The sequence below is a fragment of the Dietzia sp. NPDC055340 genome (assembly GCF_053645335.1).
This window is the reverse complement of record NZ_JBSHML010000006.1, coordinates 41770-62977: the sequence shown is the minus strand read 5'-3', so window position 1 is coordinate 62977 and position 21208 is coordinate 41770. Positions and strand designations below refer to the sequence as shown.

The following is a 21208-nucleotide window of genomic DNA, read 5'->3' as shown; positions in this document are numbered from 1 at the left end:
CGGCTCAGGGCATCGGGGCGCCGACCTCGCCGGCGTCGCGGCGCAGCACGCGCAGCGAGTCCACGGCGCGGACCTCGGTGAACTGGCCGGACTCGATCGCACGGCAGTAGATCTCGTACGGGGGGCGCCCGCCGTCCTCGGGGTTCGGGAAGACGTCGTGGATGAGCAGTGCTCCGCCGATCTCGACCCACGGGGCCCACCCCTCGTAGTCGGCCTGCGCGGCCTCGGAGGAGTGCCCACCGTCGATGAACACGAACGAGGCGGGTTTGCCCCACACGCGGGCGACCTGACGGGAGCTGCCGACGGCCGCGGTCACCACGTCGTCGAGGCCGGCGTCCCACACGGTGTGCCGGAACCGGCCGAGCGTCTCGAGCCGACCGGTGTGCGGGTCGACGAGGTCGGCGTCGTGGTACTCCCAGCCCGGCTGGTGCTCTTCGGAACCCCGGTGGTGGTCGACGGTGACGATGCTGCCGCCGGTCACCCGGGCCGCTGCGCCGAGGAACACCGTCGAACGGCCGCAGTAGGTGCCGATCTCCACGCCCACACCGTCGCCCAGGTACTCGCAGGCGATCTCGTACAGGGTGGTGCCCTCTTCGAGGGGCATGAAGCCGGGGGCGGCGAGCGCGACGGCCAGCAGCGACGGTTCGATCTCGGGTGCGGTCATGGGCACCAACCTAGTAGGCACCCCTCAGCTCTCGGCGCGGCGGGCGGCCTTGCGGGCCCGGGCCACGTGCGGCCCCACGACGTTGCCGAGCTTGGTCCCGTTGGGCCAGCCCGCGTAGTAGCAGAGGAACAGCACGATCTCCTCGAGCTCGTCCGCCGTCAGTTCGCCGTTGCCCAGCGCCGCGCCCACCTGGATATCGGCGATGTCCGAGTTCCCCTGGGCGGTGAGGGCGCCGAGCAGCAACAGCCGGCGGTCGCGGTGGGTCAGTCCGGGACGGGACCAGATCCGACCGAAGAGATGGTCGGCGGTCTCGGCGAAGTAGTCACCCGGCCCGTCCGACATCTCGAATCCGTACGCCTCGGTCATCATGGCCAGTCCGTGTGCGCGTTCCGGGCTCAACCCGGCGTCCGCCTCGTTGCTCATCCGTGTACCTCGTCGTTGTCGTCGTCGTTGTCGTTGGTCTCGTCGGCACCCGCGCCGACACGCGCTCCGGCGCCGGCCCCGGTGCCCGCATCGGCGGCCAGGGCGATCTCGCCCGGCCCCACACCGAAACCGGCGCCCAGATCGCGCAGGGCGATCGCACCGAGCGGCAGGTCCACGCCCAGGCGATCGGCCAGGCCCAGGGCGAGCGACAGGTCCTTCTCTCCCAGGCCGCGGACATGGGTGAACACGCCGTGCCAGAAGTCCTCGGGGTCGATCGGCGCGGTGGTGTCGCGGAGCATCACCGCGCCGGCGCCGCCCGTGATCGCGTCGGTGTGCCGCACCACGCGGCCTAGCCCCGCGATGTCAATGCCGGCGGCCTCGGCCAGACGCGAGGCCTCGGCCGTCGCCGTGAAGGAGATGAAGTGCAGTAGGTTCCGCGCCAGCTTCATCCGGGTGCCCGCGCCCACCTCGCCGGCGTGGACAGGCATGCCGGCCCAGAGCCTGAACGCCGGCCTGCAGGCGTCGTAGACCTCGCGCGGGCCGCCGACCATCACCGCGAGTTCGCCGGCCTCCGCGCCCTGCGCGCCGCCCGAGACGGGGGCGTCGATCAGATGTACGCCGGACGCAGAACACACCTCGGCCAGCTCTACGGCCGTCGAGTCGGAGATGGTCGAGTGGACGGCGATCACCGTCCCGGGGGCGGCGGTGCGCAGGATGCCGTGCGGGCCGTCGACCACGTCGCGGACCTGGGCGTCGTCGAGCACCGTCACCGAGATCAGTTTCGCCGTCCGGGCCACGTCCTCCGCGCGCGCCGCGGCGGTCGCGCCCTCGGCGACGAACGGCTCGGTGGCCTCGGCGCGCACATCACACACCACGAGCCCGCCGGGCCAGGCGAGCAGTCGCCTGGCGATGGGCGCGCCCATGTTGCCCAGTCCGATGAAGCCGACCGGGGCCGGCGCGTCGTCCGGGGAGCCGGGGCCGATCGGCGCGGCGGCCGGGTCGGTGGGGTCCACGTCGTCTGCGCCACTCATGGCCGGATGCTCGCTCACGATCTGATGACCTGTCCGCCGTCGACGTTGAAGATCTGGCCGGTGATCCAGCTGGCCTCGTCCGACAGCAGGAACAACAGCATCCCCACGAGGTCCTCCGGCTGGCCCATCCGCTTGATCGGCAGCTTGTCCACCATCTCGCTGACGATCGATTGCGGGGTGGTGGTGAGGTTGGCCTCGGTGGCGATCGGGCCGGGGGCGATCGCGTTGATGCGGATGTTCGAGCCGCCCAGCTCGGTGGCCAGCTGCTGGGTGAGGCCGTTGACGCCCACCTTGGCCAGGCCGTAGAAGCCCGAGTACAGCCACGCCGCGGTGGAGGACTGGTTGACGATCGCGCCGCCGCCGGCGGCCGCCATCTTCTCCCAGCAGGCCCGCACCATGAGCAGCTGGCCGTTGAGGTTCACCGACATGAACTTCTCGTAGTAGTCCCACGGCACGGTGATGAGGAAGTCCAGCTTCATTCCGCCGAAGATCGCGGCGTTGTTGACCAGCATGTCGAGCCCGCCGAATCGCTCCACCGCGGCCTCGGCGCACGCGTTCGCCGAGGACTCGTCGGAGACGTCGGTGTGCTGGAAGAAGGCGTGGCCGCCGGCTTCGATGATCTCGGTGGCCACGCGCTCGCCCTGCTCGGTGGAGACGTCAGCCACTACCACCTTGGCGCCCTCGGCGGCGAGCGCCTTGGCGTACTCCTCGCCGATGCCGCCGGCCGCGCCGGTCACGATCACTGTCTTACCGTCGAAACGTCCCATGGTCTGACTGCCTTCTGTTGATGGATGCTGGTGTGGTGCCGGTCATCGGCGTGCGGGCGGCGCGGGTCAGGCCGGGGTCGCGACGGACTTGATCTCGAGGTATTCCTCGAAGCCCTCGCGGCCCATCTCCCGGCCGATGCCGGACTGCTTGTAGCCGCCGAACGGCACGTCGGCGCCGTACCACTGGCCGCCGTTGACGCCGAGCGTGCCGGTGCGGATCCCGGCCACGACCTTCTCGATCCGCTCCGGGTCGGTACCCCATACCGCGCCGGACAGGCCGTAGGGCGAATCGTTGGCGATCCGGATGGCGTCGGAGTCGCCGTCGTGCGGGATGATCACCAGCACGGGGCCGAAGATCTCCTCTCGGGCGACGCGCGCGGAGTTGTCGAGCCCGGAGATGAGAGTGGGCTCGACCCAGAAGCCGCGGCCGAAGCCCTCGCCGGTCGGGCGGGTGCCACCGATCTCGATCGTGCCGCCCTCGGCGCGGGCGAGCTCGATGTAGCCCTCGATGCGCTCGCGCTGGACGGCGGAGATCACCGGGCCGCAGAACGCGCCGGGGTCGGTGGGGTCGGTGGGGGCGAACGAGGCCATGGCGCCCTTGGCGGCCTCGATCGCCTCGGCGTACTTCTCGCGGGGCACCACGAGCCGGGTGGTCAGCGCGCAGCCCTGGCCGGCGTGGGTGCAGGTGTTGAGGGCGGTCATGAAGCAGGCGGTGCCGAGGTCGGCGTCGTCGAGCACGACCGAGGCGGACTTGCCGCCCAGCTCCAGGAACACCTTCTTCAGCGATTCGGCTGCCGCGACCATGATCTTCTTGCCGGTCGAGGTGGAGCCGGTGAAGGAGACCAGGTCGACCCGGGGATCGGTGGTCAACTGCGCGCCGATCCCGTGGTCGGAGGAGGAGATCACGTTGAGCACTCCCGCGGGCAGGTCCGTCTCCTCGGCGGCGATCCGGGCCACGGCGGCGGCGATGAGCGGGGTGTCGGGCGCGGGCTTGAGCACCACGGTGCAGCCGGCGGCCAGTGCGGGGCCGATCTTGGCCAGGTTGATCTGGTTGGGGAAGTTCCACGGCGTGATGGCGCCGACGACCCCGATCGCCTCGCGCCGGGTGGTGCGGTGCGAGCGCACGCCCATGATCTCGGACTCGCCCAGGTCCTCGGTCCACTGGTAGGCCTCGACGAGATCGGCGAGCCAGCCCAGGTCCGCGACGGGCCCCTCGAGCTGTGGGCCGGTCGTGAACATGTGGGGCGCCCCGACCTCGGCGATGGTCAGCGCGCGTAGCTCCTCCGTATGCGACTGCAGCGCGTCGCGGAGTTGGCGCAGGCACGTCGCGCGGAATGCGTGGTCGGTGGACCAGTCGGTGGTGTCGAAGGCGGCGCGGGCCGCCGCGATCGCGGCGTCCATGTCCTCGGAGGTGGCGTCGGCGGCGGAGCCGAGGACCTCCTCTGTGGCCGGGTTGAGCACGTCGAACGTGGCGCCCGAAGCGGACTGCCGGAGTTCGCCGCCGATGAGCAGCGGTGCGGTGTCGGTGATGCTCGTCGTCACGGGGGGCCTTCCGTCGGTCTGGATGGACATCGGTTGAATGGACAGCTGTCTAGACGATAGTCCGGCATTGGTGTACTGTCCAGACACATGTCCACTGCAGCCCGTTTCGAATCCACCCGGCGGCGGCTCAACGGCCAGCAGGCCGAGACCGTCGACCGCCTGACCAGCGCTGCTGTCGAAGTACTTCGGGAGAAGGGCGCCGGAGGCCTAGCGGTCCGGGCCGTGGCGGCCAGGGCGGGCGTCGCCCCCGCGACCGCCTACACCTATTTCTCCTCCAAGGGGCACCTCATCGCCGAGGTGTTCTGGCGTCGTCTCGATGACCATGCGACCGCACCCGTCGCAGGTGGCTCCACGGTCGACCGGGTGGTCGCGGTGCTGCGCGATGTCGCCCTGTTGATCGCCGACGAGCCCGAGTTGTCCTCGGCGGTCACCGGCGCGCTCCTGGGCGACGATCCGGAGGTGTCCCACCTGCGCGTGCGGATCGGCGCCGACATTCGTCGCCGCCTGGTGGCGGCCCTGGGCGATCAGAACGACGACGACGTGGTGTCCGCGCTGGAGATGGTCTATGCCGGGGCGCTCGTCAGAGCAGGCATGGGCTACGGCTCCTACGCGGACATGGCGGACGCGATCGAATCCGCCGCACGACTGATCCTGAGGTGACATCGGATATGACCACCGCAACCCCCGCTCCGCTCGTGTTCAGTCCGTATGACTACGCGGTACACGAGGATCCGTATCCCTTCTACGCCCGTCTCCGGAACGAGGCGCCCGTCTACCGCAACGCGGAGCTCGATTTCTGGGCGCTGAGCAAGTACTCCGATGTGCGCGAGGCGTTCCGCGATCCCGAGGTCTTCTCCAGCGGCAGGGGGGTCTCGCTCGACCCTGCCGCGTACGGACCGCACGCCTACAAGACCATGTCGTTCCTCGCCATGGACGATCCCCGCCACGCCCGCCTGCGCCGGCTGGTCAGCAAGGGCTTCACCTCCCGGCGGGTGGACGCGCTGCGCGAGGGGATCGAGAAGATCTCCCGCGAGTACTGGGACGAGTGCCTCGAGCGCTCCCGCGACGGCGAATCGTTCGATTTCGTCGACGACTACGCGGGCAAGCTCCCGATGGACGTCATCTCCGACCTCATGGGCGTGCCCGAGGCGGACCGCGCCGAACTGCGACGGCTGGCGGACCTGGTGATGCACCGAGAGGAGGGCGTCCAGGACGTCCCCCAGGAGTCGATGGTCGCGGCGCTGGATCTCATCACCTACTACCAGGGCATGGTCGCCGAGCGGCGAAGGTCACGCACCGAGGACCTCACGTCGGCGCTGATCGACGCGGAGATCGACGGCGAGAAGCTGGACGAGGACGAGATCCTGTCCTTCCTGTTCCTCATGGTCGTGGCCGGCAACGAGACCACCACCAAGCTTTTGGCGAACGCCCTGTTCTGGGGCCACGAGTACCCGGCGCAGTCCCGGCTCGTCCTCACCGACCCGGAGATGGCCCCGCAGTGGGTGGAGGAAACCCTGCGTTTCGACACCTCGAGCCAGATGATCCTGCGCACCACCACGACCGAGACCACGATCCGCGGGGTGACGATTCCCGCGGACCAGAAGGTCCTGCTGCTCATCGGATCGGCGAACCGGGACGAGGACGTGTTCCCCGGCGGGGACGTCTTCGACCTGACCCGCGACACCTCGGCCAGCCTGAGCTTCGGCCAGGGCCCCCACTTCTGCCTGGGCGCCCATCTCGCCCGGCTGGAGGGCCGCGTCGCCCTTGACATGATCTCCACCTCCATCACCGGGTACGAACTGCTGCCCGGCGCGGAGCGCGTGCACTCCTCCAACGTGCGCGGGTTCGCACACCTGCCCATGCGGGTCGAGGTGCGAGACCGATGAGTCTTCGTTTCCCGCCCCAGCTGGACAACGCGGTCCGGCCGGCCCTGGTCACCGGGGCCTCGTCGGGCATCGGCCGCGCCAGCGCCGAAGCGCTCGCGGCACTGGGCCACCCCGTCGTCGTGGGCGCCCGCCGTGCCGCCCGCCTCGACGAGCTCGTCGCCACGATCCGTGAGGCGGGCGGCGAGGCCACGGCATGCGCGGTCGACGTCACCGACGCCCGATCGGTGGCGGCCTTCGTCGCCGCCGCGACCGAGGCCTACGGCGATCCCGAGGTGCTGGTCTCCAGCGCGGGAACGCTCAAGATGGCGAGGGTCTGGGAGATGGACCCCGGGGAGTTCGCAGCCCAGCTCGACATCCACCTGCTGTCCGTGCACCGGCTGCTCCACGCGATCGTGCCCGGAATGGTCGACCGCCGCCGCGGCGACGTCGTCGTCATCGGATCCGACGTGGCCTACACTGCCCGCCCCCGCTCCGGCGCCTACGTCGCCGCCAAGGCCGGGCTGGAGAACATGGCCATCCAGGCCCGCAAGGAGCTCGAGGGCACCGGGGTCCGGCTCGGCGTGGTCCGCCCCGGCCCGGTGATGACCGAGATGGGCACCGAGTTCGACCCGGAGACCGCCGAATCCGTCATCAACGACTGGGTACGCCACGGCTTCGGGCGTCATCCACGCATGTGCAAACCCGCCGACCTCGCCCGGGGCGTCGCCGCGATGGTGTCGATGCCCCGAGGCGCACAGATCACCGAGCTGGAGATCCAGCCGGAGGCCCCCATCGAGGAGGACTACTCGTGACCAGCACCGGCAACCCCGTAGAGTTCCCGGACTTCTCCACGCTCGCCGAGCCAGGACGAGTCTCCGGCGGCGAAGGCGGGCTCGGGCACATGGACGAGCTGCGCGCCGATCCGATCAGTCTGTTCTGGCGGGTGCGCGAGGAATGCGGGGATCTCGGGATCTTCAGGATCGCCGACCGCGACATCTGCCTGGCCTCCGGCGCCGCCGCCAACGAGGCGTTCTTCCGAGCCCCGGACGAATCCCTGGACCAGGCGGCCGCCTACCCGTTCATGACGCCGGTGTTCGGCGAGGGCGTCGTCTTCGACGCGAGCCCCGAACGGCGCTCGGAGATGCTCCACAACACCGCGCTGCGCGGCGAGCACATGCGACAGCACGCCGTGACCATCCCACGCGAGGTCGAACGGATGGTGGCCGAGTGGGGCGACGAGGGCGAGATCGACCTGCTCGAGTGGTTCTCCGAGCTGACCATCTACACCTCGTCCGCGTGCCTGATCGGACCGAAGTTCCGCGAGCAGCTCGACGCCCGGTTCGCCCACCTCTACCACGACCTCGAGCAGGGCACGGACCCCCACGCGTACATCGACCCGTACGCCGACATCCCCTCGTTCCGCAGGCGCGACGCCGCCCGCGAGGGCCTGGTGGAGCTGGTCTCGGCGATCATGGACGAGCGGATCGCCGACCCGCCGGCGGACAAGGACGACCGGGATCTGCTGGACGTGTTGGTCTCGGTCAAGAACGAGGACGGGACGCTCCGGTTCTCCCCGGACGAGGTCACCGGCATCTTCATCTCGATGATGTTCGCCGGTCACCACACCACCTCCGGCACCAGTGCATGGATGCTCATCGAGCTTCTCCGGAACCCGGGCTACCTGACCGAGGTCGTGGCCGAGCTCGACGAGATCTACTCCGATGGCGCCGAGTACTCGTTCGGTGCGCTCCGCCAGATGCCCAAGGTGGAGAACGCTCTCAAGGAGACGCTCCGCCTGCACCCTCCGCTCATCATCCTCATGCGGGTCGCCCAGGAGGACGTGCGGATCGGCGACTACGCGGTGCGTGCCGGACAGACGGTGGCCGCCTCGCCGGCGGTGTCCAACCGACTGCCCGAGGACTTCCCGGACGCCGACGCCTTCGACCCGGACCGCTATGCCGAGCCGCGGCAGGAGGACATCGTCAACAGGTGGACCTGGATCCCGTTCGGCGCCGGGCGGCACCGGTGCGTCGGCGCGGCGTTCGCCCAACTGCAGATCAAAGCGATCTTCTCCGTACTACTGCGTGAGTACGAGTTCGAACTCGCCCAGCCCGCCGAGAGCTACCACAACGACCACTCCAAAATGGTCGTCCAGCTGGCCCAACCGTGCGTGGTCCGCTACCGCCGGCGGCAGCGCTGAGGGAACAGGAGGACGCGATGAGAGTCGAGGTCGATTTCGACCTGTGCCAGGGGCACGCCGAGTGCCAGGCGGAGGCCCCCGACTGGTTCACGGTCGGCAAGGGCTCCGAGGCCAAGGTCCGCGCAAAGCGTGGCGAGATCCCCGACGACCAGCTGGCGGCCGTCAAGGACGCCGTCAGGTACTGCCCGACACAGGCACTCCGCCTGGTCGAGAACTGACACCCCGAACCGAACACAGTCACCCCGGGAATCAGACGATCCCGGACGACACCCCACCAGGAGACGAGTGACGTGACCCGATACGACCGTGCAGAGATCGCCGCTTTTGTCCAGAAATGGGTGGACGCGAACGCCGAGTGCGAGCGGAACAAGGACTGGCGACCGCTGGAGTCGTTCTACGCCGAGGACGCCACCTACGGCTGGAACTACGGCACCAAGGACGACTTCATGGCCGTCGGCCGTGACGAGATCCGGGACATCGCGCTCGGCCAGGAGATGGCAGGACTCGACGGCTGGGAGTACCCGTACATCCGGACGATCATCGACCCCGAGACCGGTGACGTGCTCTGTTTGTGGAAGCAGATCGCGCGCGACACCGTCGACCCGAAGACCGGCCAGCCGTACGAGGTGCACGGCCTGGGCGGATCGTGGTTCCTCTACAACGGGAACCAGCAGTGGGCCTGGCACCGCGACTTCTTCGACTTCGGCAACGTCGTGGACCTGTTCATGCGCATGTACGAGGCCGATGCGCTCACCGATTCCATGAAGGCCCGCTTCGAGGGCGCCGGCGGGAAGCCCGCCGGCTGGTACCGCATCGAGGACAGCCCGGCCCCGCTCTGGCCGGTGTCGAGCCCGGACGAGGTCTGAGCCCCATGGCCCCGCTGTCGCGCCCGGATCCGCTCGAGACCCTGGACCACGCCTCCCTCGCCCGGTTGCTGCCCGATCTCCTGCTGATCGGGCAGCTCATCGACAGGGCGGGGATGCCCGCGCTGCTCGGCGAGTTCGGCGTGGACGGCATGCGGGACGTGGCCATCGAGGAGTGGCAGGCCGCCAGCCCGCACTACACGCGCCGGATGAAGGAGGCGCTGTCGATCACCGGTGACGGCGTCGCCGAGATCTTCAAGGGCTTCCAGCTCGACGTGGGGGCGCCGCCCGAGTTCATGGACTTCCGGTACGGGATCACCGACCACGACAACGGCGAGTTCTGGCTCGACCACTGTGGGGCGCTGATGGATGTCGAGCCGATGGGCGACAGGCTCGTGACGACGATGTGTCACGACATCGAGGACCCCACCTTCCCGGCCACCGCGCTGGCCACCAACCCCCGCGCGGTCGTCGAGCCGATCCACCGACCCCCGCGAAGCCCCGAGGGACGGACACCGCACTGTCACTGGGTGGTACGGATCGACCCGGACGCCCCACCGGCGCCGATGCCCGGACCCGCGGTCGAGTCGGCGTCCAGCCGGCTCATCGACTTCCGGTTCGACCCGCCCGCCCCGCAGGACACCGCCGGCGAGGGCGAGCGCGACGACTACGCGGGCCCGCTGTTGACGGACCTCGTGTTCGGTGAATTCACCTCGGCGGCCCTCATCCGTGTCGTCCGCGAGGTGTATCTGCAGATGCACCTGCTGGCGGTGGGGTTCCACCAGTCGGTCCGGCGCCGCTCGGATCGCGAGACCGCCGACCGGCTGCTCGCGTACCAGGCCACGGGCATCGCGGGGGTCGCCGCGGGTCGCATCCGGGACGCCCTCGGCGCGGACCCCGACGCCCGGGGGCTCGCCGCGGTCCTCGATAGCCATCCCCTGGCCGGGCCGACCGCCTACACCGGCTACTCGTCGCGGGTGTCCGACGACGGGCGCGAGCTCACCGTCTCCTGGGACACCTCCGCGGACGCATTCGGCGACGACACCTGGCTGCCGCTGATGGCCGCCGGCGACCTGCGCCCGCTCGAAGCCGCCGTACACGCGGTCGACCCGCACTGGACCGTCGCGGCCGTGCCCGGCGACGGCTCACGACTCGAGGCGGTTCTGCGTCTCGGCGAGACTCCCGCGAAGGAATCGGAGGAGGTCGCCGTGACCCGCATCAGCACGGGCGCGGCCTTCGACTTCGGTCCCGCACGCACGTCCCTGCCCATCACTCCCGTCTGACCCCGCATCCCACCCGAACCGCCTGATCCCGGAGGCCCCGTCATGGCACACAATCTGGCTGACCTTTTCGAGCATGCCGTCGATGCGTACGGCGACGATCGGCTGGCCGTGGTCGAAAACGACCGGCGGCTGACGTACACCGGGCTGGACGAGGAGGCCAACAGGTGGTGCTCCGTCCTGGCCGACCTCGGGGTGAAGGCGGGTGATCACGTCGCCGTCCACCTCCGCAACGGCGTGGACTGCCTGGCACTGATCCTCGGCATCCTCAAGCTCCGTGCGGTGCCGATCAGCGTCAACTACCGTTACTCGGGCGCCGAGTTGCGCTACCTCTACGACTACTCCGATGCCTGCGTGCTGGTGTTCCACCGCGAGTTCGGGGCCGCGGTCGCCGGCGCGGCCGAGGGGCTGGACTCCGTCCGCCACACGATCGTCGTGGACGACGGATCCGGCGTGGAGCCCCTCCCGGCCGGGGCTCTGGACGCCCGCGCGCTCCTCGCCGCCGCCTCACGAGAGCGGCCCGACGTCGAGCGCAGCGCCGACGACCTCTTCCTGGTGTTCACCGGGGGCACCACGGGCAAGCCCAAGGGCGTGATGTGGCGGCAGGAGGACCTGTGGCGCAGCCTCGGCGGTGGCGCTGACTATCACACCGGTGAACCGGTTCCGGACGAGTTCCACCAGTCGCGGTCGGGACTCGCGGGCGATCCGATGCGCTATCTCATCCTGCTGCCGCTGATCCACACCTCGGGCCTCATGCCGAGCTTCACCGGGCTGTTCGCCGGCGGGACCATGCACTACATTCCGCACTTCCGTGCCGACGAGGCGCTCGAGGAGATCGAGTCCGAGAAGATCCAGGTAGCCGTCGTGGCCGGGGATGCGATGGTCCGCCCGATCGTCGAACGCCTCAGGGAGAGCGGGGCCGACACCTCGAGCATGTTCATGATCTCCTCGGGGGCCGCGTTGTTCTCCCCGTCGGTCAAGGCCGACCTGCTCGGATTGCGTCCGGACCTGATGATCATGGATGCGTTCGGCTCGTCCGAGAGCGGTTTCGGCGGCCTGGGGGTCGTCACCAAGGCCGATCTCGACGACGGCTCCCTGTTCACCGATCACGGCCCGCGCATCCCGCGGGGCACCACTCTGCAACTGGTCGACGATTTCGACGAGCCGCTTCCCGACGATTCGACCGAGATCGGCTGGATCGTCAAGTCCGGCTACCAACCCACCGGCTATTACAAAGATCCGGCCAAGTCGGCCGAGACGTTTCGCGAGGTCGCCGGCACCATGCGGGTGTTCACCGGGGACCGTGGCCGCTATGACGGCCCGGCCACGATCATCATGCTCGGACGGGGCAGCCAGGTCATCAACTCCGGCGGCGAGAAGATCTTCGCCGAGGAGGTCGAGGCGGCGCTGAAGGCGGTGGACGGGATCGTGGACGCTGTGGTGCTGGGCATTCCCGACGAGCGCTTCGGACATCGTGTCGGCGCGGTGATCGAGTGGGCCGTCGGGCACGACGGTCGGTTCGACGAGGTCGAGGCGTCACTGCGCGGAAGCCTGGCCGGCTTCAAGGTCCCGGCGGCTCTGTGGGTCGTCGAGAAGGTCGAGCGGCATCCGAGTAGCAAGACGGACTACGGCTGGGCGCGCACGCTCGTCGCCGATCGCGCGCCCGACCACGATCGACGTACCGGTCGGGGGCGCGGCACGGATCAGAATCGCCGAACCGATCAGGACCGCCGGACCGATGTCGAGGGCGCGTCCGCATGACCCCGTCCGCCGACGATTCGCGGCTGCGCCTCGACGGGCAGGTCTTCGCGATCACCGGCTCGTCCCGCGGCATCGGCGCCGCAGTGGCCGAAGATCTCGCGTCCCGCGGTGCGGACGTCGTCCTCAACGGCCGCGACAACGCCGCGCTGGAGCGGCAGGTCACGGAGTTGGCGGCCCGCTCGGACGGGCGGATCACGGGTGTCGCGGGATCCGCCCATCTGCCCGAGGTGGCGCGTGAACTCCTCGAGCGGGCCCGCGAGGGCGACTCGGTGGTGGCGGGACTGATCGCCTGCGCCGGGGTGGCCGAACCGCCGGGGTCCTCGATCCTCACCGTGGGGCACAGCGAATTCGCCGATCTCATGGACGCCCACCTGGGTACGGTCTTCGCGACCTGTCGCGAGTTCGCCCCACACTTCGTCGAGGAGGGGGCGGGGACGATCGTCACCACGTCCTCATTCGCATGGAAGGGCGACTACGGGGGGACGGGGTATCCGGCAGGCAAGGGAGCGGTGACGTCGTTGACCATGGCGATCGCCGCGGAGCTGGCGGAGCACGGCGTCCGGGCTAACGTGGTGTGCCCCGGTGCGCGCACCAGGCTGTCCGAGGGCGACGACTACGAGGGGAAGATCCGCGAACTGGGGCGTAGGGGGATGCTCGACGAGCTCAGCGTCGCCGGTGCACTCGACCCCGCCGGGCCCCGGTACGTGGCGCCCCTCTACACCTATCTGGCCTCGGGATTGTCCGCCGGGATCACCGGACGGGTGTTCGCCGGCTCGGGCGGCTTCCTCGGCAGGTTCCCCACGCCCGAGGCACAGATCCTGGCCTATCGGGACTTCCACGACAGCCCGCCCTGGACTCCCGAGGAGATCGACGACCACCTCCGCCGCTGACGAGCATCCGCGCCGGTACCCGCAGGTTCCGGCGTCCGCGCGGATGACCGCGCGGGGCCCGTCCTCCGCATCCCACGTCGGGCGCGGCCCCACGCAAGCCAGCCCGCCGTCACCCCGGTCAGCGATTCTCCGGGTGGATACCCGGGAGAACGTACCGGAGTGACGGGGGTGTCAGCGGAGGGCGTCCTCGCGGAACTCTCCCGGGAAGTCGACGGACGGGCCGTTGTCGACCTCGCCCCTGCGCAGCTCCACGCGCCGGATCTTGCCCGAGATGGTTTTGGGCAGATCCGTGAACTGCAGGCGGCGGATCCGCTTGTAGCCCGCCAGATGGGAGCGCGAGTACTCGAAGATCTCGCGGGCCGTGTTCTCGTCCGGCGCCCAGTCGCCGGCGAGGACGACGAAGGCCTTGGGCACGCTCAGCCGGACCGGATCGGGGGAGGGGACCACCGCCGCCTCCGCGACCGCCGGGTGCTCGAGCAGCACCGATTCCAGCTCGAACGGGGAGATCCGGTAGTCCGACGACTTGAACACGTCGTCGGTGCGGCCGACGTAGGTGATGTACCCGTCCGAGTCCCGCGAGCCCACGTCACCGGTGTGGTAGAAACCGTCGGCGTACGCGGCCTCGGTGCGTTCGGGGTCGCCGTGGTAACCGACCATCAAGCCCAGCGGGCGGGGATCCATACGCAGGCAGATCTCACCCTCGGCACCGTCCTCGGTGACCTCCCGGCCGGTCGCGGGATCGACGAGCGCCACGTCGAAGCCCGGGCAGGGGCGGCCCATCGAGCCGTCCTTGATCGGCTGGCCCGGGGTGTTGGCGATCTGCACGGTCGTCTCGGTCTGCCCGAAGCCGTCGCGGATCGTTACGCCCCACGCGTCGCGGACCCGGCCGATCACCTCCGGGTTCAGGGGCTCGCCGGCCCCGACGGCCAGGCGCGGCGGGTTCTGCAGCTGCGCCAGGTCGGCTTGGATGAGCATGCGCCACACGGTGGGCGGGCAGCACAGGCTGGTCACGCCACAGCGGTCCATCTCGCGCATCATCGCCGTGGCGTCGAAGCGGGAATAGTTGTAGAGGAAGACGCACGAGCCCGCGATCCACGGCGCGAACACGTTGGACCAGGCGTGCTTGGCCCAGCCGGGCGAGGAGACGTTGAGGTGGACATCTCCCGGTTGCAGACCGATCCAGTACATGGTCGACAGGTGGCCGGCCGGATACGAGGCGTGCGTGTGCTCGACCAGCTTGGGCTTACTGGTGGTGCCCGAGGTGAAGTAGAGCAGCAGCGTGTCGTCCGCGCGGGTGGTGTGGCTCGGCTGGAAGTCCGGGGAGGCGTCCATCGCGGCCGCGATGTCGGTCCAGCCTTCAGCGGCTCCGCCGACGGTGTCCGATTGCGCGGCTCCGCCGACGGAGATGCGCTGGTAGTCGCCGGAGATCGACGCGAATCGCTCGGCGAGTTCGGCGCGGGCGATCACGTGCTTGATCCCGCCGCGCGCGATGCGGTCCCGCAGGTCGCCCTCCGCGAGGAGCGTCGTGGCCGGGATGACGACCGCGCCGAGCTTGATCACGGCGAGCATCACGTCCCACAGCTCCACCTGGTTGGCGAGCATGAGCAGGATCCGGTCACCCGGCTCGACCCCGCGGTCGCGGAGCCAGTTGGCGGTGCGGTCGGACCGGATCCGCATCTCGTCGAACGAGTACTTGGCCTCGGTCGGTGCGCCGCCGCCGTCGTGCTCCTCGACGATCCACAGCGCCGGATCGTCGTTCCCTTCGGCCTGGACATCGAACCAGTTCAGCGCCCAGTTCCACTCGTCGAGCTCCGGCCAGACGAATCCCGCCCGGGCGGCGTCGTAGTTCTCGGCGTTCGCCTGGAGGAAGTCGCGGGCGGCGCGGAACTGTTCGGTGGCCTCGGTGGAGAGCGGCGGCATGGATGCTCCTGTCGATGAATCGTAAAGTGAGTCAGCTCACAGTAGGGCGGGGGGGTGTGTCCGCGGTACACCCGAAAGGGGAGGGGTGCGGGCGATCCGGGCCCCAACCCTGGATTACTAGGAGGTGCAAGTATATGGTGATGGTCATCACGGGAACGGGCGCGGCCACCAGAGGTCGCAACCCACACGTCAGGAAGGACGTCCATGTCGGATCTCAGGCAGGTCGAGCACTACATCAACGGAAAGCGCGTCGCCGCGACCGGTGGTCGCAGTCAGGAGGTGCTCAACCCCAGCACCGGTGTGGCGCAGGCAGTCGTGCCGCTGGCGACCACCGCCGAGGTCGACGACGTGATCGCCAAGGCCGCGGTCGCCCAGAAGGAGTGGGCGGCCATGAACCCGCAGAAGCGCGCCCGCGTGCTCATGCGTTTCGTGGCGCTGGTCAACGAGAACATGGACGAGCTCGCCGAACTGCTCGCGATCGAGCACGGCAAGACCACCCCGGACGCCCGTGGCGACGTCCAGCGCGGCCTCGAGGTCATCGAGTTCTCCATCGGCATCCCGCACCTGCTCAAGGGCGAGTACACCGAGAACGCCGGCACGGGCGTCGACGTCTACTCGATGCGCCAGCCGCTCGGCGTGGTCGCCGGCATCACCCCGTTCAACTTCCCCGCCATGATCCCGCTGTGGAAGGCCGGCCCGGCGCTGGCGTGCGGTAACGCGTTCGTGCTCAAGCCCTCCGAGCGCGACCCGTCCGTGCCGGTGCGCCTGGCCGAGCTGTTCACCGAAGCCGGTCTGCCGGACGGCGTGTTCCAGGTCGTGCACGGTGACAAGGAGGCCGTCGACGCCATTCTGAACAACGACACGATCAAGGCCGTCGGCTTCGTCGGCTCCACCCCGATCGCGCAGTACATCTACGAGAACGCGGCCCGCACCGGCAAGCGCGCGCAGTGCTTCGGTGGCGCCAAGAACCACGCGATCATCATGCCGGACGCGGACTTCGACCAGGTCGCGGACGCCCTGGTCGGTGCCGGTTTCGGCTCGGCCGGTGAGCGCTGCATGGCCATCTCGGTTGCCGTCCCGGTCGGCGAGGGCACCGCTGAGAAGCTGCTCGAGAAGCTGCTGCCCAAGGTCAAGGAGCTCAAGGTCGGCCACAGCCACGACCCGCAGTCGGACTACGGCCCGCTGGTCACGCCCGAGTCCAAGGCCCGGGTGCTCGACTACATCGACCAGGGGGAGAAGGCCGGGGCGAAGATCCTCGTCGACGGCCGCGGCGTCGGTGCGTACACCGGCGAGTTCAACGGTGAGGACATCTCGGGTGGTTACTACGTCGGCCCCACGCTGATGGACAACGTCACCACCGACATGAGCGTCTACACCGACGAGATCTTCGGGCCCGTCCTCACGATCGTCCACGCCGAGAGCTTCGAGGACGCCCTGCGTCTGCCGAACGAGCACGAGTACGGGAACGGCGTGGCCATCTTCACCCGCGACGGCGATGCCGCCCGCGAGTTCGTCTCCCGCGTCGAGGTCGGCATGGTCGGCGTCAACGTGCCGATCCCGGTCCCGATCGCCTACCACACGTTCGGCGGCTGGAAGAAGTCCGGATTCGGCGACCTCAACCAGCACGGCCCGGAGTCGATCAAGTTCTACTCCAAGGTCAAGACGGTCACGCAGCGCTGGCCCTCGGGAATCAAGGACGGTGCCGAGTTCGTCATCCCGACGATGGACTGACGTCGGTCACCGTAGGAGAGGAACACTGATGTTCACCCTTGATGACGACGACAAGGTCATCGTCGACGCGGCCCGTGACTTCTCCGAGAAGCGGATCGCGCCCCGGGCACAGGAGTGGGATGCGACCCACCATTTCCCCAAGGACGTCCTCCGCGAGGCGGCCGGGATGGGCATGGGCGCGATCTATGTCTCCGAGGACGTCGGGGGCAGCGGGATGCGTCGTCTGGACGGCGTGCGCATCTTCGAGCAGCTCGCCCGCGGCTGCCCGTCGGTGGCGGCGTACCTGTCGATCCACAACATGTGCGTGTGGATGATCGACGAGTTCGGCACCGACGAGCAGCGGCGGCAGTGGATCCCGAAGCTGGCCTCGATGGAGCTCTTCGCGAGCTACTGCCTCACGGAGCCGGGCGCGGGTTCGGATGCGGCGGCGCTGCGGACCAGGGCGGTCCGGGAGGGCGACGGCCCGGACGCCGAGTACGTGCTCACCGGCACAAAGCAGTTCATCTCCGGCGGTGGCCAGTCGGACGTGTACGTCGTGATGGCCCGCACCGGTGACCCGGGTGCCAAGGGCATCTCGACGTTCATCGTCCCGGCCGATTCCGAGGGGCTGAGCTTCGGCCCGGACGAGCAGAAGATGGGCTGGAACGCGCAGCCCACCGCTCAGGTGATCATGGAGGGCGTCCGCGTGCCGGCCGCCAACCTCATCGGCGGCGCGGACACCGGTGGCGAGGGCCTCGGCTTCACCATCGCCATGCGGGGACTCAACGGCGGCCGCATCAACATCGCGGCGTGTTCGCTGGGCGGCGCCCAGCAGGCGTACGCGCAGGCGGTCGCCCATCTGCGCGATCGCGAGGCGTTCGGTGGTGCGCTCATCGACGAGCCGACCATCCGGTTCACCCTGGCCGAGATGGCCACCGAGCTTGAGGCCAGTCGCCTCATGTTGTGGCGCGCCGCCGCGGCCCTGGACGCCAAGGAGCCGGACCACGTCGAACTGTGCGCGATGGCCAAGCTGTTCGTGACCGATCGGTGCTTCGAGATCGCCGACCGGGCGCTGCAGCTGTTCGGCGGCTACGGGTACCTGGCCGAGTACGGAATCGAGAAGATCGTGCGAGATCTCCGGGTGCACCGCATCCTGGAGGGGACGAATGAGATCATGCGTGTCGTCGTCGGCCGGGCCGTCGCCGCGCGCGGACTGGGAGCGTAGGACATGAACAACGGTTCGCAGACTGTGGCGTTCCTCGGCCTCGGCAACATGGGTGGGCCCATGGCGGCCAATCTTGTCGGGGCGGGCCACGAGGTCCGCGGCTTCGACCCGGTCGAGGCCGCCCAGAACGCCGCGCGGGACGCGGGTGTGACCGTGTGCGCCTCGCCGGCCGAGGCCGTCGAGGGGGCGTCGGTGGTCATCACGATGCTGCCCAACGGCGCGTTGGTCACCTCGACCTACGAGGAGGTACTGCCCAAGGCCGTGAAGGGGACGTTGTTCATCGACTCCTCGACGATCTCGGTCGACGACGCTCGTGCGGTGCATTCCACGGCCGTCGCCGCCGGCATGCTGCAGGTGGACGCCCCGGTCTCCGGCGGTGTCAAGGGTGCCACCGCGGGGACCCTGGCCTTCATGGTCGGGGGCGAGGACGAGGCCTTCGCCGCGGCGCAGCCGGTTCTCGAGCCCATGGCCGGAAAGGTCATCCACTGCGGTGCCGCCGGTGCCGGTCAGGCGGCGAAGGTCTGTAACAATATGGTTCTGGCGGTCCACCAGATCGCGATCGGTGAGGCGTTCGTCCTCGCCGAGCGGCTCGGGCTGGAGCACCAGGCGCTGTTCGACGTCGTCACCGGGGCCACCGGCAACAGCTGGGCGCTGCACACCAACTGCCCGGTTCCCGGACCGGTGCCCACCTCTCCGGCCAACAACGACTTCACACCCGGGTTCGCCACGGCCCTGATGAACAAGGACCTGGGGCTCGCTCTCGCGGCCCTGGAGAGCACGGGAACGGTCGCTCCGCTCGGCGCGGCGGCGGCAGCCCTGTACGACGAGTTCGCGCAGGACAACGGCAGCAAGGACTTCAGTGCCATCATCACCAGCATCCGCGAGTCCGCGGGGAGCTGACCACCTGTAACTCTCGGGAGAGCAGACCATGTCCACCCACCGCCCCAAGGACTCGGACGCCGTGCTCGGCGCCCTTCGGAGAGTCCGGCAGGAATCCGGGTTGCCGATGGTGTTCGCTGGCGAGGCCGACGGCGAGACCGCGCAGCTGACCCGGTTCATCGGCGCCCGCACCAGTTCGATGCAGGGCCTGGCCGTGGCCAAGGGGCGTGGGCTCGGCGGTCACGTCATGGCCTCCGGTCGTCCCGCGACCGTGCGGGACTACGAGGACTGCTCCAGTATCACCCGCGACTACGCGGCCGCGGTGGAGCTCGAGGGGCTCCGGGCGATCATCTCGGTGCCGGTCATGGTCTCCGGGGTGGCGCGGACGATCCTGTACGGCTCGGCGCGAGTGGCCACCCAGCTGGGGGATCAGGTCGCGCGGACGTTCACCTCGGTGGCCGCGGAGCTGTCGTCCGAGTTCCAGATCCGTGACGAGGTGGACCGTCGGCTCCGGATGGCCGATCTGGCCGCCGCCGAGCAGGGCGCCGGATTGGAGGCGACCGACCGCGAGCAGATCAGGATGCTGCACGGCGAACTCCGGGCGATCGCCGCGGAACTGGGCGACGCCGCGCTGCGGAATCGGCTGCTCGCGGCCGGTTCCGCGCTCGCGGGGGTCGGCAGGGCCCCGGACGCGGCGGATACCCCGGTCCAGGACAAGCCGGTTCTCTCGCCGCGGGAGATCGACGTGCTCGCCCAGGTCGCATTGGGATGCTCCAATGCCGAGGTGGGCGCGCGGCTGTCGCTGTCTCCCGAGACGATCAAGGCGTACCTGCGCAACATCGGCACCAAGCTGGGCACGCGGTCACGGATGGAGTCCGTCGCCCGCGCGCGGTTGCTCGGCGTTCTGCCCTGATCTGCCCCTGCCTGCGCTGACCTGTCCCGGTCTGTGCCGCCGGGACCCGGTGGGCCGGTACGTACCCGCAACCGCGTCCGGAGGCAGCCGGCCGGATCCGTTGGTCAGGTGGTGGCGGTCGCGCGGTAGCGCAGCCGAACACCGGTGGCGGGGCGGGTCAACATCCGGGTCCACGGGAACGTCAGGTCGTCGGCGTCGTCGCTGATCTCGACGCCGGGGCGGCACAGCGCGGCGACGGTCGCGGACAGGGCGGTGACGGCGATCTTCTCGCCGGGACAGCGGTGCCCGCTGCGCACCCCGGCGCCCCCCTGGGGGATGAACGCCGCGAGTTCCTCGGCGTCGGCCACGTCGAGGAAGCGCTCCGGATCGAACGTCCCGGCGTCGTCCCAGTGATTCGGGTCCGTGTTGGTGCCGAGAATATCCAGGAACACGCGTTGGCCGCGGTGGACGGGACAGCCGCCGATCTCGGTGTCGACCGCGGCGAGGGCGGGCAGCATCGGGACGAACGGGTACACCCGCCGGACCTCCTGGGCGAACGCGACCGTCTCCGGGATGTCGGTGAGGCGCCCGGCGGCGGTGGTCGCCTCGCGGATCCGCTGCGCCCAGTCGGGGTGTTCGACCGATGCCACGGCGGTGAAGGCCGCGAAGCGTGCGACGGCGACGGTGGGCCGGGTGAGATTCTGGAGTTCGACGGCCGCGGTGTGATCCGACACGAGAGCACCGTTCTCATCCCGCAGGTCGGCGATCGCGGCCAGCACCGAGTCCGGCGCGACGCGTGCGTGGCCGCCGCGGGCACGGTCGCGGGCGCCGCGGATCAGGCCGGTGGCCCAGCGGTCCAGCCTCGCCCGTTCGACCCACGCCAGGGGGTTGGTGGCCGGGCGACCGACCGTGTCGAGAAGCCTGCTCATCTGATGCGCCCTCCGGTCGGCCTCCCCGGTGGACACCGGCACACCCGCCCACCGGAACGCGGCGCGGCCGAAGGCGACGGTGGTCGCGTCGTACACCGATCCCGACCGCTCCCGGGCGAGCGTCGTGAGCATCTCCTCCAGTTCCTCCGAGACGCAGCTCGCGAATGCCGCTACCCGTGCGTCGTTGTACGCGAGGTCGGCGAGCGCGTTCTTCCGCGCGGGCGCACAGTGGGTCGCCGCGCTGCAGATGATGTGGCCCAGATCACCCGGCATCCACTTTCGGGTGTACCGGGTGTGGCTCGCCTCACATAGTTTCTTCTCAGTCGACGTGAACACGTCGGAGAAATCTGTCAGCGCCGCAGGTTCA

Annotated in this window: 20 protein-coding genes; 13 read left to right on the top strand and 7 right to left on the bottom strand. The window is 69.7% G+C overall.

What is annotated here, in order from left to right; genetic code table 11:
* Nucleotides 1-4: 4 nt before the first annotated feature.
* The 5 genes from ACWIFB_RS05905 to ACWIFB_RS05885 form a co-directional block, all read right to left on the bottom strand.
* On the bottom strand, nt 5-664 hold the full coding sequence (locus ACWIFB_RS05905; RefSeq protein WP_452098566.1) for a class I SAM-dependent methyltransferase: 660 nt from the start codon (nt 662-664) through the stop codon (nt 5-7).
* A 24-nt stretch (nt 665-688) separates the two neighbouring features.
* On the bottom strand, nt 689-1087 hold the full coding sequence (locus tag ACWIFB_RS05900) for a carboxymuconolactone decarboxylase family protein (RefSeq protein ID WP_452098567.1): 399 nt from the start codon (nt 1085-1087) through the stop codon (nt 689-691).
* Complete coding sequence (locus tag ACWIFB_RS05895) at nt 1084-2118, bottom strand: NAD(P)-dependent oxidoreductase (protein WP_454057624.1); 1035 nt, start codon at nt 2116-2118, stop codon at nt 1084-1086. The genes ACWIFB_RS05900 and ACWIFB_RS05895 overlap by 4 nt, the downstream gene beginning before the upstream one ends.
* Before the next feature lie 14 nt (nt 2119-2132).
* Nucleotides 2133-2885: an SDR family oxidoreductase gene (locus tag ACWIFB_RS05890; protein WP_344988411.1), complete on the bottom strand. Its 753-nt coding sequence runs from the start codon at nt 2883-2885 to the stop codon at nt 2133-2135.
* Nucleotides 2886-2951: 66 nt separating this feature from the next.
* Nucleotides 2952-4427: an aldehyde dehydrogenase gene (locus tag ACWIFB_RS05885; protein WP_454057623.1), complete on the bottom strand. Its 1476-nt coding sequence runs from the start codon at nt 4425-4427 to the stop codon at nt 2952-2954.
* A gap of 87 nt (nt 4428-4514) precedes the next feature.
* Between ACWIFB_RS05885 and ACWIFB_RS05880 the strand changes: the two genes are divergently transcribed.
* The 9 genes from ACWIFB_RS05880 (at nt 4515) to ACWIFB_RS05840 (ending at nt 13286) form a co-directional block, all read left to right on the top strand.
* Nucleotides 4515-5087: a TetR family transcriptional regulator gene (locus ACWIFB_RS05880; RefSeq protein WP_344988407.1), complete on the top strand. Its 573-nt coding sequence runs from the start codon at nt 4515-4517 to the stop codon at nt 5085-5087.
* Between the two features lie 8 nt (nt 5088-5095).
* The gene (locus tag ACWIFB_RS05875; protein WP_344988404.1) at nt 5096-6313 is read left to right on the top strand and encodes a cytochrome P450; all 1218 of its coding nucleotides are present in this window, start codon (nt 5096-5098) and stop codon (nt 6311-6313) included.
* Nucleotides 6310-7104: an SDR family oxidoreductase gene (locus tag ACWIFB_RS05870; protein WP_454057622.1), complete on the top strand. Its 795-nt coding sequence runs from the start codon at nt 6310-6312 to the stop codon at nt 7102-7104. Before ACWIFB_RS05875 ends, ACWIFB_RS05870 begins: the two co-directional genes overlap by 4 nt.
* 89 nt (nt 7105-7193) lie before the next feature.
* Nucleotides 7194-8492 (top strand): cytochrome P450, encoded by a 1299-nt coding sequence (locus ACWIFB_RS05865; protein WP_452098739.1) that lies wholly within the window; start codon nt 7194-7196, stop codon nt 8490-8492.
* 17 nt (nt 8493-8509) lie between these two features.
* Nucleotides 8510-8710: a ferredoxin gene (locus ACWIFB_RS05860; protein WP_230928272.1), complete on the top strand. Its 201-nt coding sequence runs from the start codon at nt 8510-8512 to the stop codon at nt 8708-8710.
* Between the two features lie 72 nt (nt 8711-8782).
* The gene (locus ACWIFB_RS05855) at nt 8783-9358 is read left to right on the top strand and encodes a nuclear transport factor 2 family protein (RefSeq protein WP_452098575.1); all 576 of its coding nucleotides are present in this window, start codon (nt 8783-8785) and stop codon (nt 9356-9358) included.
* A gap of 5 nt (nt 9359-9363) precedes the next feature.
* Nucleotides 9364-10638, top strand: a complete 1275-nt coding sequence (locus ACWIFB_RS05850) for a hypothetical protein (protein WP_454057621.1) — start codon at nt 9364-9366, stop codon at nt 10636-10638.
* 42 nt (nt 10639-10680) lie between these two features.
* A complete protein-coding gene (locus tag ACWIFB_RS05845; protein WP_454057620.1) occupies nt 10681-12396 on the top strand; it encodes an AMP-binding protein in 1716 nt (571 codons plus the stop codon).
* Nucleotides 12393-13286: an SDR family NAD(P)-dependent oxidoreductase gene (locus ACWIFB_RS05840; protein ID WP_454057619.1), complete on the top strand. Its 894-nt coding sequence runs from the start codon at nt 12393-12395 to the stop codon at nt 13284-13286. Before ACWIFB_RS05845 ends, ACWIFB_RS05840 begins: the two co-directional genes overlap by 4 nt.
* A gap of 171 nt (nt 13287-13457) precedes the next feature.
* On the opposite strand, the gene ACWIFB_RS05835 is transcribed toward ACWIFB_RS05840, so the two are convergent.
* Nucleotides 13458-15206, bottom strand: coding sequence for an AMP-binding protein (locus ACWIFB_RS05835; RefSeq protein WP_454057618.1), 1749 nt, complete (start codon nt 15204-15206; stop codon nt 13458-13460).
* A gap of 204 nt (nt 15207-15410) precedes the next feature.
* Between ACWIFB_RS05835 and ACWIFB_RS05830 the strand changes: the two genes are divergently transcribed.
* Genes ACWIFB_RS05830 through ACWIFB_RS05815 form a run of 4 tightly spaced genes read left to right on the top strand, consistent with a single transcriptional unit; the run spans nt 15411 to nt 19933 of the window.
* Nucleotides 15411-16937, top strand: a complete 1527-nt coding sequence (locus tag ACWIFB_RS05830) for a CoA-acylating methylmalonate-semialdehyde dehydrogenase (protein WP_454057617.1) — start codon at nt 15411-15413, stop codon at nt 16935-16937.
* A 28-nt stretch (nt 16938-16965) separates the two neighbouring features.
* The gene (locus ACWIFB_RS05825) at nt 16966-18141 is read left to right on the top strand and encodes an acyl-CoA dehydrogenase family protein (RefSeq protein WP_454057616.1); all 1176 of its coding nucleotides are present in this window, start codon (nt 16966-16968) and stop codon (nt 18139-18141) included.
* Nucleotides 18142-18144: 3 nt separating this feature from the next.
* Nucleotides 18145-19041 (top strand): 3-hydroxyisobutyrate dehydrogenase, encoded by an 897-nt coding sequence (gene mmsB / locus ACWIFB_RS05820; protein ID WP_454057615.1) that lies wholly within the window; start codon nt 18145-18147, stop codon nt 19039-19041.
* A gap of 28 nt (nt 19042-19069) precedes the next feature.
* Nucleotides 19070-19933: a LuxR C-terminal-related transcriptional regulator gene (locus ACWIFB_RS05815; RefSeq protein WP_230928263.1), complete on the top strand. Its 864-nt coding sequence runs from the start codon at nt 19070-19072 to the stop codon at nt 19931-19933.
* A gap of 104 nt (nt 19934-20037) precedes the next feature.
* Here ACWIFB_RS05815 and ACWIFB_RS05810 read toward each other — a convergent pair whose 3' ends face one another.
* Nucleotides 20038-21177 (bottom strand): cytochrome P450, encoded by a 1140-nt coding sequence (locus ACWIFB_RS05810; RefSeq protein WP_454057614.1) that lies wholly within the window; start codon nt 21175-21177, stop codon nt 20038-20040.
* Nucleotides 21178-21208: the final 31 nt, after the last annotated feature.